This is a genomic window from Variovorax sp. GW823-FHT04B03 (genome assembly GCF_058796495.1).
In genome coordinates, this window is record NZ_JBXAIT010000002.1 from 763,287 (window position 1) to 779,891 (window position 16,605).

The 16,605-nt window shown below is 69.7% G+C and carries 16 protein-coding genes; 10 read left to right on the plus strand and 6 right to left on the minus strand.

The window, feature by feature from the left end:
- The 5 genes from AC1RAD_RS12275 to AC1RAD_RS12295 all read left to right on the plus strand — a co-directional run bounded on the left by AC1RAD_RS12275 (position 1) and on the right by AC1RAD_RS12295 (position 4,861).
- The gene (locus tag AC1RAD_RS12275) at positions 1 to 1,818 is read left to right on the plus strand and encodes an ABC transporter ATP-binding protein (protein ID WP_492735018.1); all 1,818 of its coding nucleotides are present in this window, start codon (positions 1 to 3) and stop codon (positions 1,816 to 1,818) included.
- A gap of 165 nt (positions 1,819 to 1,983) precedes the next feature.
- Positions 1,984 to 3,666 carry an alpha/beta hydrolase gene (locus tag AC1RAD_RS12280; protein WP_492735020.1) on the plus strand — a complete coding sequence of 561 codons (1,683 nt, stop codon included), beginning with the start codon at positions 1,984 to 1,986 and terminating at the stop codon, positions 3,664 to 3,666.
- A 30-nt stretch (positions 3,667 to 3,696) separates the two neighbouring features.
- On the plus strand, positions 3,697 to 4,032 hold the full coding sequence (locus AC1RAD_RS12285) for a YnfA family protein (protein ID WP_062474197.1): 336 nt from the start codon (positions 3,697 to 3,699) through the stop codon (positions 4,030 to 4,032).
- Between the two features lie 13 nt (positions 4,033 to 4,045).
- On the plus strand, positions 4,046 to 4,423 hold the full coding sequence (locus AC1RAD_RS12290; protein WP_492735022.1) for a YkvA family protein: 378 nt from the start codon (positions 4,046 to 4,048) through the stop codon (positions 4,421 to 4,423).
- Positions 4,424 to 4,465: 42 nt separating this feature from the next.
- Positions 4,466 to 4,861 (plus strand): VOC family protein, encoded by a 396-nt coding sequence (locus tag AC1RAD_RS12295; protein WP_492735024.1) that lies wholly within the window; start codon positions 4,466 to 4,468, stop codon positions 4,859 to 4,861.
- 4 nt (positions 4,862 to 4,865) lie between these two features.
- Here the strand turns inward: AC1RAD_RS12295 and AC1RAD_RS12300 are convergent, their stop codons facing one another.
- From AC1RAD_RS12300 to AC1RAD_RS12315, 4 genes are read right to left on the minus strand one after another with little or no spacing between them, the layout of a single operon-like run.
- Entirely contained in the window at positions 4,866 to 5,522 is a 657-nt protein-coding gene (locus AC1RAD_RS12300; protein ID WP_492735026.1) for a DUF2894 domain-containing protein, read from the minus strand.
- Complete coding sequence (locus AC1RAD_RS12305) at positions 5,515 to 6,177, minus strand: OmpA family protein (protein ID WP_492735028.1); 663 nt, start codon at positions 6,175 to 6,177, stop codon at positions 5,515 to 5,517. Before AC1RAD_RS12305 ends, AC1RAD_RS12300 begins: the two co-directional genes overlap by 8 nt.
- A 1-nt stretch (position 6,178) precedes the next feature.
- Positions 6,179 to 8,998: a DUF802 domain-containing protein gene (locus AC1RAD_RS12310; protein WP_492735029.1), complete on the minus strand. Its 2,820-nt coding sequence runs from the start codon at positions 8,996 to 8,998 to the stop codon at positions 6,179 to 6,181.
- Between the two features lie 31 nt (positions 8,999 to 9,029).
- Positions 9,030 to 9,734, minus strand: coding sequence for a DUF3348 domain-containing protein (locus AC1RAD_RS12315; RefSeq protein WP_492735236.1), 705 nt, complete (start codon positions 9,732 to 9,734; stop codon positions 9,030 to 9,032).
- A gap of 596 nt (positions 9,735 to 10,330) precedes the next feature.
- Here AC1RAD_RS12315 and AC1RAD_RS12320 point away from each other — a divergent pair.
- From AC1RAD_RS12320 to AC1RAD_RS12340, 5 genes are all read left to right on the plus strand, one after another.
- Positions 10,331 to 10,534 carry a hypothetical protein gene (locus tag AC1RAD_RS12320; protein WP_095947072.1) on the plus strand — a complete coding sequence of 68 codons (204 nt, stop codon included), beginning with the start codon at positions 10,331 to 10,333 and terminating at the stop codon, positions 10,532 to 10,534.
- Positions 10,531 to 10,713, plus strand: coding sequence for a hypothetical protein (locus AC1RAD_RS12325; RefSeq protein ID WP_095745833.1), 183 nt, complete (start codon positions 10,531 to 10,533; stop codon positions 10,711 to 10,713). Before AC1RAD_RS12320 ends, AC1RAD_RS12325 begins: the two co-directional genes overlap by 4 nt.
- An 8-nt stretch (positions 10,714 to 10,721) precedes the next feature.
- Positions 10,722 to 11,873 (plus strand): calcium:cation antiporter, encoded by a 1,152-nt coding sequence (locus AC1RAD_RS12330; RefSeq protein WP_492735031.1) that lies wholly within the window; start codon positions 10,722 to 10,724, stop codon positions 11,871 to 11,873.
- A 347-nt stretch (positions 11,874 to 12,220) separates the two neighbouring features.
- Positions 12,221 to 13,909, plus strand: coding sequence for a sensor histidine kinase (locus AC1RAD_RS12335; protein ID WP_492735033.1), 1,689 nt, complete (start codon positions 12,221 to 12,223; stop codon positions 13,907 to 13,909).
- Between the two features lie 32 nt (positions 13,910 to 13,941).
- Entirely contained in the window at positions 13,942 to 14,637 is a 696-nt protein-coding gene (locus tag AC1RAD_RS12340) for a response regulator (RefSeq protein WP_492735035.1), read from the plus strand.
- Between the two features lie 46 nt (positions 14,638 to 14,683).
- On the opposite strand, the gene AC1RAD_RS12345 is transcribed toward AC1RAD_RS12340, so the two are convergent.
- Positions 14,684 to 15,598 carry a type II secretion system F family protein gene (locus AC1RAD_RS12345; protein WP_307585234.1) on the minus strand — a complete coding sequence of 305 codons (915 nt, stop codon included), beginning with the start codon at positions 15,596 to 15,598 and terminating at the stop codon, positions 14,684 to 14,686.
- A gap of 12 nt (positions 15,599 to 15,610) precedes the next feature.
- On the minus strand, positions 15,611 to 16,600 hold the full coding sequence (locus tag AC1RAD_RS12350; RefSeq protein WP_159271409.1) for a type II secretion system F family protein: 990 nt from the start codon (positions 16,598 to 16,600) through the stop codon (positions 15,611 to 15,613).
- Positions 16,601 to 16,605: the final 5 nt, after the last annotated feature.

The following is a 16,605-nucleotide window of genomic DNA, read 5'->3' on the forward strand; positions in this document are numbered from 1 at the left end:
ATGACGGGTTCGACCACCTCCTCCACCGAATCCCCCGGCCGTGCCATCCGCGCGCTCTACGCCGCGCTGTGGCACTTCGCGGCTGGCGCGCGTGCGCAGCTGCTGGCCGCCACCGCATTGCTCGCCAGCTCGCAGCTGATCCGCCTCACGCTGCCCTACCTCGCCGGCCAGGCCATCAACGCGCTGCAGCGCGGCGACCTGCCCGCGGCGGGCCGCTGGATCGCCACGCTCGCGGGGGTGTACGTCGGCGCGTGGGCGCTGCACGGGCCGGGCCGCATCCTGGAGCGCAACGTGGGCCTGAAGGTGCGCGAGACGCTGGCCGACCAGCTCTATGCGCGCATCGCCGCCGCACCGCTCGCCTGGCACGACAGCCACCACTCGGGCGAGCTGCAGCACCGCGTGCACCAGGCCAGCCGCGCGCTCGCGGACTTCGCGCAGAACCAGTTCATCTGGCTCACTAATGCGGTCAACTTCGTCGGGCCGCTGGTGGCGCTGGCGCTGCTGTCGCGCACCAGCGGCGTGACGGCGCTCGCGGGCTATGTGCTGATCGGCGTGGTGATCGTGCGCATCGACCGCGCGCTCATGAAGCTCGCGCGCGCCGAGAACGACGCCGACCGGCGCTACGTGGCCGCGCTGCTCGACTTCCTGGGCAACGCCTCCACGGTGATCGGCCTGCGACTGCAGGGCGCGTCGCGCCTGCTGCTGCGCCGTCGCATGGCGGCCGTGTCGCTGCCGCTGAAGCGCACCGTGGTGCTCAACGAGGGCAAGTGGTTCGCGGTAGACCTGATGGGGCTGGCGCTGACCTGGGGCCTGGTCGTCATCTATGTGTGGCAGGCGCGCGCACCGGGCCAGGCCGTGATGCTGGGCGCGGTGTTCATGATCTACCAGTACGCCCAGCAGGCGGCGGGCGTGGTTACCTCGGTGGCGGCCAACTTCAGTTTCTTTGCGCGCATGCACACCGACTACAGCAGCGCCGAGCCGATCTGGCACGCGCCGACGAGCCCCACGCTCGAGGCCCCACCCGAAGCCGTGCCGGCGTACGAACGCATCGACGCGCAGGCGCCGTGGACGCAGTTGCAGGTCGAACAGCTGCAATGGCGCTACGCCCCGCGCGGTGCCGTCGCCGACGATCCGGCCGCGCCCACGCGCAGCGGCCTGCACGACGTGGCGCTCTCGCTGCGCCGGGGCCAGCGCGTGGCGCTCGTGGGCCCCAGCGGCGGCGGCAAGAGCACGCTGCTGCGCGTGCTGGCCGGCCTGTATGCACCGCACGGCGGCACGCTCTTGCTCGACGGCGAGCGGACCGACTGGGCCCGGCTGCGCCAGCTCGCCACGCTGATCCCGCAGGAGACCGAGCTGTTCGAGGCCAGCGTGCGCGAGAACCTGGCCTTCGGTCGTCCCTGCGACGACGAGCGCCTGCGCGCCGCGCTGCACACCAGCACCTTCGACGAGGTGCTGCAGGCCACGCACGGCGACCTCGACAGCGCGATCTCGGAACGCGGCTTCAACCTGTCGGGCGGCCAGCGCCAGCGGCTGTGCCTGGCGCGCGGCGTGCTCGCCGCCGAAGGCAGTTCGCTGCTGCTGCTCGACGAGCCGACCAGCGCGCTCGACGCCGCCACCGAGGCGCGCGTGCTGGGGCGCATCGCGGCGGCGTTTCCGCAGGCCTGCGTGATCGCCTCGGTACACCGGCTGAGCCTGCTCGAGCGCTTCGACACGGTGATCCTCATGGAAGCCGGCCATGTGCGCGACCACGGCCCGCGCGACGAGGTGATGGCGCGCCAGCCCCTGCTTCGGGAGGCAGCGTCCGGTCACAAGCAGTAGGAACCCTCCTGCGCCAGAACGCGGCGTTCACACCCGCCGCGCTGGCATGCCTTCTGCAACAGTATCGGCATCCATTTGTTCACGCTTGGTCCTGCGCGGTCCCTTTTTGCGCCTCGGCTGCGTTCCAATCACATGGTTCTTCATTCCGCGAGCGTTTCCCGCCCCATGCGTTCTTCCCGCGCCACCCTTCCGCTCGCCCTGCTCGGTGCCCTGCTGGGCCTGTCCGCCTGCACCACCGGCACCACGGCCGAACAGCGCCAGGCCGCCGCCAGCAAGCCGCCGCCCACCGACTGCATGGCCTGGGTCGGCGCCGACCGCAACGCGCGGGTGGGCGGCTACCTGCTGCCGCAGGCCGGCACCGCGGTGAACGCCGGCGGCCCGCGCGTGTGCGTGCCCGTGCTCATGAGCGCCTACCCCGTGCCCACCAACTATGCGGGCGGCGACTACCACGTGGGCGCGTTCACCGACGACCAACTCAAGGCGCGCTGGCGCACCTGCAAGGCCGAGCCGGTCTGCTTCGAGCGCGTGAACGCGCAGATGCAGCGCTGGCTGCCGCCCAACAAGGCGCGCGCCACGCGCGTGACCGGCGCGGTCGATCCGGCCGGGCGCATCGATGCCGACAGCCCGACGGTCGATCTGAAGCAGATCCGCCGCCCCGCCTTCTTCGCGAAGGCGCCCTACCGCGAAGGCATTGCCGAGGCCGACGCGCGCACCCACATCGTCGAGTTCACCGTGCCGCGCGACGCCTTCGAGCGGCTCGACCTGAAGCTCAGCGACCCGATCAAGCTGCGCGGCTGGTACCTCGAAGGCGCGGGCGTGGACGACGGGCGCGGCCGCAAGGTGCGCGCCCTGGCCGTCATGGCGGCGGGCGGCGGCGGGCAGCTCACGGCCCTCCAGCACCCGGACGAGGTGGCCTACCGCATCGAGGGTGCCAGCGGCAAGGCCGTGCCGGTGTCTTTCCCCAACGGCACCACCGAGGCCATGGGCCAGCGCTGGTGGCGCGAGAACCTGCACGCACTCAACCAGGCCGGCTTCGACGTGCTGGCCTACGACCGGCGCGGCGAAGGCCTGTCGGGCGGCGTGAGCGACACCAACACGCTGGAGCAAGGCGAGGACGTGTTCCGCGTGCTCGCGCAGCTCGAGCACGGCCAGGGCCTGCGGCTGCTCACGCCCACGGGCCAGCTGCTCGAAGGCAATGCCGCGCGCGGCCGGCTGCTGGCGGGCCAGAAGGCCAGCGAGATTCCGCTGGTGCTGGGCGGCTACTCGCGCGGCTCGATGTCGACCGCCTGGGCCCTGACGCGCAACTACGTGGCCGCCTGCAGCTTCGACATGCCAGTGCCCAACTGCACGCCGGCGCGCGGCTGGCGCAACATCCGCGGGGCGATCCTGCTGTCCTCGTTCGCCAGCGGCGCGGGCTACCTGCCCGACGCGCCCGACCTGGCCGACCGCAACCTGTTTTTGGGCGGCATGGCGGCGGAGCACCACATCCTGTTCTATCCGAACTCCGCCACGCTCGCGGGCATGGACCGCTGGCCCGCCGCCTTCTTCGGCAAGGGCCTGTGGGACCGCGCCGAATCGCTCGAAGGCACCGTGGCCGCCTACAACCGCATCCGCGGCGTGAAGGAGATCGTGCTGTCGCGCGGCCCGCACGCCATCGAGACCTGGCCCGAGTCCGAGCGCCGCTACCTGCGCGAGCGCATGGTGGCCTACGCGAAGGTGGTGGTCGTCGGCGGGCGCACGGTGCCGGGCGCGCGGCCGTGGAAAGACTTCAAGTCGCTGGTCGCCACCACGCCCGATGTGTGGGAGCCGTCGTCACGGCCCGGCACAGGCCCCGGACGACAGCCCTGAGATCGACAGGCCACCGCCACAATGGCGGCCATGGACCTGCTCAAGACCCTCGGCCTCTTCATCGCGACCGCGCTCGCGGAAATCGTCGGCTGCTACCTGCCCTACCTGTGGCTCAAGCAGGGCCAGTCGGCCTGGCTGCTGCTGCCTGCCGCGCTGAGCCTGGCGCTCTTCGCGTGGCTGCTCTCGCTGCACCCGACCGCCGCGGGCCGCGTGTATGCGGCCTACGGCGGGGTCTACATCGGCGTGGCCATCCTGTGGCTGTGGGCCGTGGACAAGGTGACGCCCTCGGCCAGCGACTGGGTCGGCGTGGCCGTGTGCTTCGTCGGCATGGGCATCATCATGTTCGGGCCGCGCAGCGCGGCTTGAGGGCCCGGCCGCGATGAACCTGCGCGACTGGGCGCGCCGCATCAAGCGCGACGCCGTCACCCTCTGGTTCGCCTGCCGCGACCCCGTCACGCCATGGCTGCCGAAGGCGCTGTGCTGGTTCACCGTGGCCTATGCCCTCAGCCCCATCGACCTGATTCCCGACTTCATTCCCGTGCTCGGCTACCTCGACGACGTGCTGCTGCTGCCCGCGCTGATCTGGCTCGCGGTGCGCCTGCTGCCGCCCGAGGTCATCGTGCGCAGCCGCGCGCGGGCCGAGGAATGGATGGCGCGCACGGGCAGCAAGCCGAAGAGCAAGGCCGGCATGGCCCTGGTCATCGGCATCTGGGTGTTGGTGGCGGCCGGATTGGCTTGGTGGCTCTGGTCGCGCTGACGACAATCCGCTGGAAGTTCATCCTCTTCACAAGGAGCCGATGTGTTTTCCCATGTCTTCTTCAGCGTCTCCGATTTCGACCGCGCGCTGGCCTTCTACGACGCGGTGATGGACGGCCTCGGCCTGGAGCGCCGCTTCTGCGAGCCGGAGAAGCCCTGGGCGGGCTGGCACAGCGCGGGGCGCGCGCGGCCCTTCTTCGTGATCTGCCAACCCCACGACGGACGGCCGCACGACGCAGGCAACGGCCAGATGGCGGCGTTCACCGCCGGCACGCGGGCGATGGTCGACGCGGTGCACCGCATCGCGCTCTCGCGCGGCGGCAGCTGCGAAGGCCCGCCGGGGCTGCGCGCGCACTACCACCCCGACTACTACGGCGCGTACTTCCGCGACCCGGACGGCAACAAGCTGTGCGTCGTGTGCCACGACGCGGCGGGCTGAGCTTCTAGCTCGCGCGGCTGCGCGAACTCTTGCGCGGGCTCTCGGTGCGCGCCACGCGCGCAGCCTCGGCGGCGGCGTTCACCTGCTCGATCCACAGCAGCGCATCGACGTGCGCCATGAAACGCTGCAGGTACTGCGGCGACAGGTCGCGCATCAGCGTGAGCGCGCGCTGCACGAGGTGGTGCGTGTTGAGCGGGCCGGCGTTCTTCGGCACCTTGGCGAGCGACTGCGTCACGCGCTGGTCAGCGGCGAGCTTGGACCAGGTGCCGCGGAAGTAGCTCAGCGTCTTGAGCTCGGGTGCCGTGGACAGGCTGGGCACGGTGTCTCCGTCGGTCGCCTCCGCATCGGGCGGGGGTGGCAGCGGTGCGAGCTGGGCGATGTGGTTCATCAGCTCGGCGAGCGCGGTGTGCAGCGGTGCCTCTGCCGGCGCTTCGGCCTCGGGTTCGACCTTCTCCAGATCGGCGCGGTAGGTCGCCATGAGGCTGGCCAGCCGCGCATCGAGCAGGCGCCGCGCCTCGCCCTCGTGCGCCGCCGCGCGCTGCGCCATCGCCTCGATGAAGCGGAAGCGCACCGGGTCAAAACGGTCGTCGCCGCGCGCGCGCCAGGCGTCGAGCGTGACCACCGCATCGACCTGATCGTCCGGTGCGCTGTCGTTACTCACGGGACTTCACAGCGTCGGGTGCGTTCTTGGGCCGGGGCGTCGGCGCCATCTCCACGCGCCGGTTCTTCGCGCGGCCTTCGGCGTCGCTGTTCGAGGCCACGGCCTGCTCGGCGCCGAACGCCGCGGCGAACACCGACGACGAAGGCACGCCCTCTTCGATCAGCGCGCGCGTCACGGTGAGCGCGCGCTGGGCCGACAGCTCCCAGTTGTCGGCGAACAGGCGCGCGCCTTCGCGCATCTGCCGGTCGTCGGTGAAGCCGCTCACCATCAGGATCTCGTCGCGCGCCTTCAGGTAGGCGCCCAGCGGGCCGGCCAGGCTTTTCAGCAGTTGCCGCCCACCGGGTTGCAGGTCGGCGGAGTTGAAGGCGAACAGCACGCTGCCGCTGATGCCGATGCGGCCGTTGTTGAGCGTGACGCGGCCCGCCGCGAGCGGACCGGCCAGCGCCTGCTCGAGCGCTTCGCGGCGCTGCGATTCGGCGCGGCGCTGCTGCACCTCGGTTTCGAGGCGGCTCGCCAGGTCCAGCTGCATGCCGAGCACGCACACCAGGATCAGCACGAACGCACCCAGCATGCCCGCCATCAGGTCGCCGAACACCGCCCACACGGGGACGGTCGGCTCCAGGCCGGCGTCGAGGTCGATCTCGTCGCGCACCATTTCAGGCCTCGCTGCCTGCGGTCTGGCGGCTGGCGAACTGCTGCAGGTCTTCGACGATCTGCTTCTGCGACATGATGCTCAGGTCGATCACCTCGCGCGCCTGCGCCACGTAATAGGCCAGCTGCTCGTCGCTGCGCGCCAGCGACTTGCCCAGCGCGCCTTCGATGCGCTGCAGGTGCGCCACCAGCTTGTCGTTCGATTCGCCGAAGCGCTGCACGGCAAAGCCGAAGGCCTCGCCCAGGCTCGCCACCTCGACCGCACCGCCGGTGATCTGCGCGGCGATGCCGGCCATCTTCTCGGTCTCGCTCTCGACCTTCTCGGTGAAGCGGCTGCCCACGCGCTCCATCATGTCGGCCGAGGCCGTGACGAGCGCGTCGATGGCGCTGCGCTGTTCGGTCGAGGCATGGTTCACCGCGCCCAGCAAGGTCTCGAGCGTGCCGAGGATGCGGCTGCGCTCTTCGAGCATGTCGTTGTCGCGCGCCATGCCGTCGGACAGCTTCTGGCGCAGTTCGGCGATCACGTCGGCCGCGGCCTTCGGTGCTTCGGCCGCCACCTGCAGCAGCTGCGCGACTTCGGCGACGGTCTGCTTGGCGTTGGCCTCGGCCTGCGCCGACATGTCGCGCACGGTCTGCGCCAGCGTCTCACTCATCTGCTGCTGCTGGCTCAGGCTGTGCGCGCCGGCCTGCTGCCATTCCTTCTGCAGCGAGGCGGCCATGGTCTCGAGCGACCCGCTCCAGGCCGCGAGGCGCTGCGCGTCGCGCGTGGCGAGCTCGGTCTGCAGGTTGGCGTGCGCCTCGCGCACGGTGTCGAGCAGCGAGGCAGCGGCGCGGGGTGCGTCCGACGCGGCCTGCAGCAGCTGCGCGACTTCGGCGACGGTCTGCTTGGCATGCGCCTCGGCCTGCGCCGACACGTCGCGCGCGGCCTGCGCCAGCGTGTCGCTCAGTTGCTGTTGCTGGCTCAGCGTGTGCGCGCCGGCCTGCTGCCATTCCTTCTGCAGCGAGGCGGCCATGGCCTCGAGCGACTGGCTCCAGGCCGACAGCCGCTGCGCGTCGCGCGCGGCCAGCTCGGTCTGCAGGCTGGTGTGCGCCTCGCCTACGGTGCGCAGCAGCGCGACCGAATGCTGTTCGAAAGTGGCGGCAGCGGCGGCGAGCGCCTGGTGCGAATCACCGGACAGTTTTTCGCTGACGCGCTGGTGCTGCGCGAGCGCGCTGCCCCAGGTGTCGGACACGCTGCCCACGGTGCTTTCGAGGCGGGCCGACACGCCCTCGACCAGCGCGGCCGAGCGCTGCTCGAAGGTCTCGGCAAAGCGTTCGAGCGTGCCGCGCAGGTCGCTCGACAGCGCCCCGCTCGCGCGCTCGTGTTCGGCCAGTGCGGCCTTCCAGGTGTCGGCGACGCCCGCGGTCGAGGCCTCGAAGCGGCCCGTGAGGCCTTCGAGCTGCCGTTCGACGGCCTGCGCCATGCCGCCCTGCAACGAGGCCGCTTCGCGCGCGATGCCGAGCATGGCCGCCTCGACCACGGGTTGGATCGTCGCGCCAGCGATGCGGGCGGTATCGGTGAGGCTGTCCTTCAGCGAGCGGTCGACCGAGGCGGCCAGGCCGCTGTAGGCGGCTTCGGCCTTCTGGTGGAAGCTGTCCTGGCTGGCGACGAGGCGCTCGTTCTGTGCCTGGCCCTGGCGCTCCAGCGCGGCCATCATGGTCTGCAGCTGGCCGACCAGCTCGGGCATCACCTTCGCCACGGGCTGGATGGTCTCGCCGGCGATGCGGGCACTGTCGGCCAGGCTGTCCTTCAGCGAGCGATCGACCGAGGCGGCCAGCCCCGTGTAGGCGGCTTCGGCCTTCTGGTGGAAGCTGTCCTGGCTGGCGACGAGGCGGTCGTTCTGCGCCTGGGTCTGGCGCTCCATCGCGGCCATCATGGTCTGCAGCTGGCCGACCAGTTCGGGCATGACCTTCGCCACCGGCTGGATCGTTTCACCGGCGATGCGGGCGCTGTCGGCCAGGCTGTCTTTCAGCGAGCGGTCGACCGATGCGGCGAGCCCCGTGTAGGCGGCTTCGGTCTTCTGGTGGAAGGTGTCCTGGCTGGCGACGAGGCGTTCGTTGATCGACTGGCTCTGGCGGTCCATCGCGGCCACCATGGCCTGCAGCTGGTCGACCAGTGCGGGCATCGCGTGGGCCTGTTGCTGCATCAGCTTGAACGACTCTTCGCGGCGGTGCGCCAGCGAATGGCCGCGCAGCGACGTGGCGATGAGCGTGTCGAGCGACTGCCCGGCCAGCAGGCGTTCGCGCCGGCACAGCGCCGAGGCCAGGCCCAGCATGGCCGATGCGGCCACGCCCGCCACCGAGGTGCCGAAGGCCAGGCCCAGGCCGCGCACGGGCGCCGACAGCGAGTTGCGGATGGCCTGCACGTCGGTCGCGCTTTCGAGCGCCAGCCCCGTGCCGTTGAGCGTGACCACCATGCCCAGGAAGGTGCCCAGCATGCCCAGCAGCACCAGCAGGCCCGCGAGGTACGGCGTGAGCGCCGGGCCCGGCAGGCCGACGCGCTCGCCTTCGATGCGCAGGCGCACCGCGTTGCGCAGCGAGGGATGCAGGCCGGCGAGCCAGTCGCCGAGGCTGGCCGGCGGCGCCGACAGGTCGTTCACCGCATGCGACAGCGTGCCGGTAGCCTGGTGGAAGCGGTGCAACTCCAGCGCGCCCATCAGATAGAACGCGCCGATCAGCGCCGTGATCACCAGGGCCAGCGGGTTGTGGCCGACATAGCTGGCACCGACCCAGCACACGACGGCCAGGCCCACGAGGAAGACGGCGTAATGGAAAAATCTGTTCATGGAAGCTTGTTGTCTCTTGTAGGGCGGCAGGCTAGCGGTCGCGAAGGGCCTCGAGCAGGCCTTCGACCGGTTGCATGCGAATGTCCAGCTCGGCCCGCAGCACGCTTTGCATGTCGCGGCCGAACACGTCCAGCCAGCCGGCGGCGGCGGTCGCTGGCGGCTGGGGGGTGTCGGGGGTGGCGTCCTGCGCGGCCTGATGGGCCTCGCGCAGGCGCTTGAAATGTTTCTCCAGCAGCGTGGGCACGCTCGCCAGCAGGCTGCGTTCGCGCGCGCCCACCACCTGTTCCAGGATGGCGTCCACCGCGGCCAGCCGGGCCAGCTCGGGCGAGCGGGTGGCCAGCCGGGCCCGCAGGCGGGCGCGCAGCGGTTCGATGGCTGTTTCCATGGCCTGCTGCCGCGCGAAGTAGCGGCGGCGGTACGGCGGAAAGTCGTCGTTCGCGCCGGGCAGCACGGAGGCCACACCGCCGTCTGCATTGCCCTTGGCCAGCGCGGCCTTCAGGCGCGCGCACTCCTGCGCCTCCTCGGCGCCCTCGGACGCCCGGGCGCCGGACACGGCGACGCCCAGATCGGAATCCAAAGCTGCAGACAAGGAGATGGCGTCGGTCCAACTGAACCACTGACTCAAACGATCCGCGAGGGCTTGCCTGGATTCGGGAACGTCGATGTCGCTCAATTGAGCGAGCAAGCGAGTGAGCGCCGAGCCGGTGAAGCCTGTGCGCCGTGACACTTGCACCATACCGCGAGAGAGGGAGAAAACCGGGCAGTTTACACCGGTCAACTGGCGGCTTTCCCTCTGTGAACTGGTGCACAGGAAGCGCGGGAGAAGTGAAACGGGGTGTGACCGAAACCGAGGAAATCGGGGCGCGAATACCCAAATCAGGTGAGTGTGCTTGTTTACATTTGTCGTAAGAATGAATACTTTCAATTCCCAGTAGCCGAAGAGCCGCAGAGCTTGGTCAGGGTGGGATCTGGACAGCATGGTCACTCTGACAAATGTCGTCGACTCATTCGGTTTCCGCCTGCCCCTGCCACCTTGCTGACATGGACCGCCAGCCGCGCAGAGGGTGGATGCGCCTGTTGCCCTGGCTGCGCCTGTACCGCTGTTCCAACTGCAACAGGATGCGGCTCCTGTCCAAGCAGAAGGTGGACAGCGCCCGCCTCCTGCATGCGGCCCAGGTGCGCGCACGCGGGGGCTGAGGGCGTCGGCTCCGATTTCCCTGCTATCATTTTTTTGTTCGCGCGCCCTGCGCGAACCGGGCCGAGGACGACCTCGGTCTTGCACCTTCACCTTGCAAGGGACGGCCCTTTCCTGACTTCTCGCGAAGTTTCGACATGGCCGCACTGCTCCCTTCCTGGCGCCTCGCCGCGCAACGCTTCTTCTCCCGTTTCCGCCTTCCTCGCGCTCGCGCCACCGTGCCGGATGCCTTCCGGTTGACGCTCGGCGCCGTGCGCCTGCACGTGCGCACGGGCGCGACCCGGCTGTCCTACCGCGCCGAATGCCCGCGCGCACCCACCGCATCGGGGGCCGCGCGATGAACGGTCTTGATCTGCACTGGCCCGCGCTGACCATGGCGGTGGCGCTGGCCTACGCTGCCTGGCATGCGCGCCGCGAAGGCTGCGAACCCCGCGACGTGAAGGCCCTGTGGGCCGCGAGCGGGCTGAGCCTCGCTGGCAGCGGCCTGCTGGCCCTGGCTTCCCTCTTGATGTCGGAGTGACAACGCCCATGACAACAACACCCTCCTCCACCCGCCTCGTGCCGCCCGCCACCTGGGCCCTGATCGCCGCCGCCTGGCTCGTGGTCGGCCTCTTCGTCGCCTTCGGTGACCGCTGGCTGGCCGCGCCGATCAGCCCCGTGGTGGCCGGCTGCGTGTTCCTGGCGCTGTTCGTCACCATCCTGGCCGCATCGTTCGGCGTGGTGCGCGAGGCAGACCACCTGGCGCACCAGCTGGGCGAGCCGTACGGCACGCTGATCCTGACGCTCTCGATCGTGTCGATCGAGGTGATCCTCATCGCCTCGGTGCTGCTGGGCCCGGGCGAGTTTCCGACCATCGGGCGCGACTCGATCTTCGCCGTGATGATGATCATCCTGAACCTCGTCATCGGCATCTGCCTGATCGCGGGCGCGGCACGCCACGGCGACCAGGAATACAACGCGCAGGGCGCCGGCGCCTACCTGTCGATGATCGTGCTGCTGACCGGCACGGCGCTGGTGCTGCCCAACCACACCTCGGGCGCGGGCGAGTTCACGCCGGTGCAGGCGATCGGCATGTCGGTGCTCACGGCCGTGCTGTACGGCGCCTTTCTCTGGATGCAGATGCGCAGCCACCAGCGCTTCTTCATCCAGCCGGCGCCGGGGCAGATGTCGGTGCGGGCGGTCGCGCCCTCGCCTGCCGCGCAGGCCGATCACGCCCGCCTGGACAAACGCGCCGTGGTCGTTCGCTCACTGCTGTTGCTCGCGATGATCCTGCCCATCGTGCTGCTCGCGCACTACCTCGCGGTGGTCACCGACTACGGCATTGCCGCGGCCGGCGTGCCCGCGGCCGTGGGCGGCGTGCTCATCGCCATCATCGTGTTCACGCCTGAGTCGATCACCGCCGTGCGCGCCGCGATGAACAACGAGATGCAGCGCGCCATCAACCTGTGCCTGGGCGCCTTCGTCTCCACCGTCGGGCTCACGGTGCCGGCCGTGCTGGTCATCGGGCTGGTCACGGGCAAGCAGGTGCTCATGGGCATCTCGGGCGCGGAAACCCTGCTGTTCGCGGTGACGGCGGTGCTGAGCCTGCTGAGCTTCAACGGGCAGCGCACCTCGCCGATCCAGGGGCTCATGCACCTGATGCTGTTTGCGGTGTACGGGATGCTGCTGTTCCTGCCCTGAGGCCGCGCAACGGGGTTACCCCGCGGCCTGCGCCTTCGCCAAGGCAGGCGGACGCCCCGTTGAGGTACCTCGCCCTCTCCGAGGCCTCCCCAACCGGCACCACGCCCTCTCGCCGCCCTGTGCAGCGGCCTCATTTATCCGCATGCAATCCAATGCAAATATAGTTACCAAACGTTAATGGAACGAGATTTCAATTGCATCTGAACACCAAAGTAGTAATGTGAACTCGTCACACGTTGTGGTCTCTGGCAAGAAAAATGTATTCCAAACTGTCACTGCCGAGCGCTCCCGTCCGTACCGCGATCTCCCGCGGTGCCTGACATGGTCCATGCACCGGATGCATCCCCATGCGAGCGCACGGCTCCGCCCCCAGCCTCGACGCCAGCCTGGCGGCGGATGCGCTCATGGTGGGACGCATGCGGCTCGTGCTGTCGATCTCGGCCCTGCTGGCGATCACAGTCGACGCCGCCGATAGCCGGCAGCAGGTCCCCGCAGCGGTCTGGCTGGCCTTCTTCGGTTACATCCTTCACAGCCTGCTGATCCACGTCTGCACGGCGATGGGGCGGCCCTATTTCCAGGGCCGAACCATCCACTGGTCCGACGTGCTGTGGTTCACGCTGATCATGGCGGTGACCGACGGCACCCACAGCCTGTTCTTCCTTTTCTACTTCTTCGCCATCCTCACCTCGTCGTTCCGCTGGGGCTTCGAGGAAGGTGCCCGCGTGACGATCGCCTCGGTCGCCTCGTTCGCAGCCTGCGGACTGGCCACGGGCACGGACGACACGCCGCAGCTGCTGATGCGCACCGCCTTCCTGTTGGCGCTGGGGCACATGATCGTGTACTGGGGCGGCTCCAAGCTGGCGCTGCAACGGCGCCTTGCCCTCCTGGGCGAAGTGAGCCAGCTGTCGAACCCGCGCTTCGGCGCCGGACGCACCATCGCCCGCACGATGGAGCGCACGCTGGCCTTCTTCCGGGCCAGCCACTGCATCCTGCTGACGCGCGACCGCGCCACCGGCACCTGGCTGTTGCGCACGCTGCGCGAGGACGACACCTGCGAGCAGGTGAGCATCGAGACCATCGGCCGCCTCGCGGAATCGCCGCTCATGGCCCTGACGCCCGACAGCGTCGTGCTCAGCAACCGCCTGCCCTGGCCGCTGAACCACCTGCGCGCGCAGCACCGTGTCTTCGAAGCGGGCGCCACCGCCTGGCGCAGCGCCGACGAAGCCGGCGCGCAGCGCTGCACCACCATCGCCGCCCTGCTGGAGGCGCGGGCCTTCATCAGCGCGCCGCTGCCGATGCGCCTGGGCGAAGGCCGGGTGTTCATCTCGTCGCGCGACGGGCGGCTGGGCAAGTCCGACGCGCTGTTCCTCGCCCACCTCATGGAACAGATCTTCCCGGTCATCGAGACCATCGAGGTGCTCGACCGCATGGCCTCGGAAGCCGCGTCGACGGAGCGCCTGAAGATCGCGCTCGACCTGCACGACACCGCCATCCAGCCCTACATCGGCCTGCGCATGGGCCTGTGCGCGCTGCGCAAGCGGGCCGCCGCCGACAACCCGCTGCGCGAAGACCTGGACAAGCTCGCGGACGTCGCCGACGGCGTGATCGCCGACCTGCGCCGCTACGCCGGCGAAGTCAGGCACGGTGCGAACGACGATCCCGGCGGGCTGGTGCGGCCCCACCTGGAGCGCCAGGCCGCGCGGATCAAGGGCCTGTACGGCATCGACATCGACATCGTGATGGCCGTCGACGGCCCGCTGCACCTGGACGACCGGGTGACCGCGGAGCTGCTGCAGATGGTGAGCGAAGGGCTGAACAACATCTGCAAGCACACCCATGCGCGCCACGGCAGCGTGCGCATCGATTGCAAGAACGGCCAGCTGGCGTTGTGCATCGAGAACGACGCCTGCCAGGAAAGCTTCACCGCCTTCCACCCCCGCTCCCTCACCGAGCGCGCCGCGGCCCTGGGCGGCCAGGCGCATGTCGACCGATGCGCGAATGGCGGCACGGCGGTACGGATCGAAATCCCGATCTGACCGCCCGCCGCAGACACAGGAAGGAGTCCGTCATGCAAGCCCTCGACCATCCCGACCATCCCATTGCCGTGCTGCTCGTGGACGACCACAAGACCATGCTGTGGGGCCTGTCGAAGCTGATCGACGGCGAACAGCCGCGCATGAAGGTGGTCGGCACGGCCAGCTGTTGCGACGAAGCGGTGGCCACGGCGCAAAGCCTCGCACCCGACGTCATCGTGCTCGACCTCGACCTGGACGGCCACAGCGCGCTGGACATCCTGCCCCGGCTGCTGACCAACGAGGTGTCGCGCGTGATGGTGCTGACGGCCGAGAAAGAGCAGCGCACGCTCGACCTGGCCATACTGCGCGGCGCGCGCGGCGTGGTGGGCAAGGACGCGTCGGCGCAGCAGCTGCTCGACGCCATCGAGCGCGTGTTCCGTGGCGAGCTGTGCGTCGACGCGCAGACCATGGGCCGCGTCTTCTCCGAACTCACGTCGGCCAGGAAGCCGCCGAAGGCCGACCCCGACACGGCGCGCCAGGCCACGCTGACGCACAAGGAGCGCGAGATCATCCGCATCGTCGCGACGGGCTGCGGCGCTTCCAACAAGGCGCTCGCCGAGCGTGCCTTCGTCACCGAGCACACGCTGCGCAACCACCTGTGCGCGATCTATCAGAAGCTGGGCGTCACGAACCGGCTCGAGCTGTACATCTACGCGATCAAGCACCAGCTCGACACGCTGGCGGCCTGATCCGTCCGCTGCAGCGGCGCACGCGGCGCGCCGCGTGCGCGCCCTCTCACAGCTGCCCGGCCAGCATCGGCCCGATCATCCGGATCACGCGGATCGCCGCCGGCGTGAGGATCACGAGCGAGATGCACGGGAAGATGCACAGCACCAGCGGCAGCAGCATCTTGGTCGGCACCTTCGCCGCCAGCTCCTCGGCGCGCACCTGGCGCTTGTGGCGCAGGTCGTCCGAGAACACGCGCAGCGACTCCCCGATGCTGGTGCCGAAGCGGTCCGCCTGGGTCAGCATGGTGGCGAAGGTGCCTATCTCTTCCACGCCGGTGCGCAGCGCCAGGTTGCGCAGCGACTTCTCGCGCGTGCCGCCGGCGCGCATTTCCAGGTTGGTCCAGTGCAGCTCCTGCGCGAGCGCCTGGCTCTTGATCTGGATTTCCTCCGTGACCTTGGCCAGCCCGGCATCCAGCCCGAGCCCCGCCTCCACGCACACCAGCATGAGGTCGGCGGCATCGGGAAAGTTCTCGAAGATCTCGCGGCGCCGCGCGCGGATGCGCAGGCGCAGCACCAGGTTGGGCAGGTAGCAGCCGGCCAGCGCCGCCAGCGCGAGCCACAGCAGCATCGTCATGCCCCCCTCCGACCCTGCCGCGCGCAGCATGAGGAACGCGAGCGCCGCGAAGCCCAGCGGCAGCAGCGTCTTCAGGCCGAAATAGAGGAGGTACGCATCCGGGTGGCGGATGCCGGCGTTCAGGAAACGCACGCGCAGCGGCGACAGATCGGCGTCGCCGGTCGGCGACGACAGCTGCGCGAACGGACCGACCAGCTTGACGGCCGTCTCGGTCCAGGACGACTTGCCGGCCGGCTGCGCCACCGCCTGCAGCCGCTGCGCGGCGCGCGTCGGGGACAACCACACCGCCAGGCCGATGACGGCCAGCGACACGGACAGGAACACCAGGATGGGAAACAGCATGGCCATGGCGCTTCTCCTTCAGACGTGGATCTTCACGATCTTGCGCAGGAGCACGATGCCCACCAGCATCAGCACCAGCATGTATTGCAGCACCGTCTGGCCGATCGGGTCGGTCCACAGTGGCGCCATGAATTCGGGATTGAAGATGTTCATGAGCGCCGCCAGGGCGAATGGCATGATGCCCAGGATCCAGGCCGACAGCCGCCCCTCGGACGACAGCACCCGCACCCGCGCGAGCAGCTTGAAGCGCTCCCGGATGAGCCGGCTCAGGTTGCCCAGCACCTCGGTCAGGTTGCCGCCCGAATCGCGCTGGATCAGCACCGACACCACGAAGTAGCGCAGGTCGGTGAGCGGCACGCGCTCGCTGAGGTTGGTCAGCGCCTGCTGCAGCGAGACGCCGAAATTCACCTCGTCGGCCACCAGGCGGAACTCGCTGGCGATCGGCTCAGGCATTTCCTCGCCGATCATCTGCACGCCGCTGGCAAAGGAATGGCCCGCGCGCAGGGCGCGCGTCACCAGGTCCAGCGCGTCCGGCAGCTGCTTTTCGAGGCGCTCCAGCCGCTGGCTGCGCTGATGCTGCAGGTACAGGACCGGAAGCACTGCCGCCACGGCCCCGGCCAGCAGCGCCAGCCACACGGGCTGGTGCGCCAGCCACACGGCGCAGAACGCGAACACACCAAGCACACCGCAGGCCAGCAAAAAGCTGGACACCGTCCAGTCCAGCCCCGCCTGCAAGATGAAACGGTCCAGCCGGTGCGCGCGCGGCAGCGCCAGCAACTGGCGCTGCATCCAGGGCACGTCGCTGAGCATGCGTTCCTTCGCGAGATGGGCCTGCGGCGTGCGGTCGACCGCGGCGGACATCGCCTGCAGCCGCTTCTCGATCTTGCGTGCGTCGGGCCCCTTGTAGGACCGCCACAGCAGGTAGAACCCCTCGATCATGAGCAGCGCGGTCACGAAGACCAGCACCGCGACCGTGATCAGCGTGTCACCCCCCAGGTTGTCGAACATGGCGC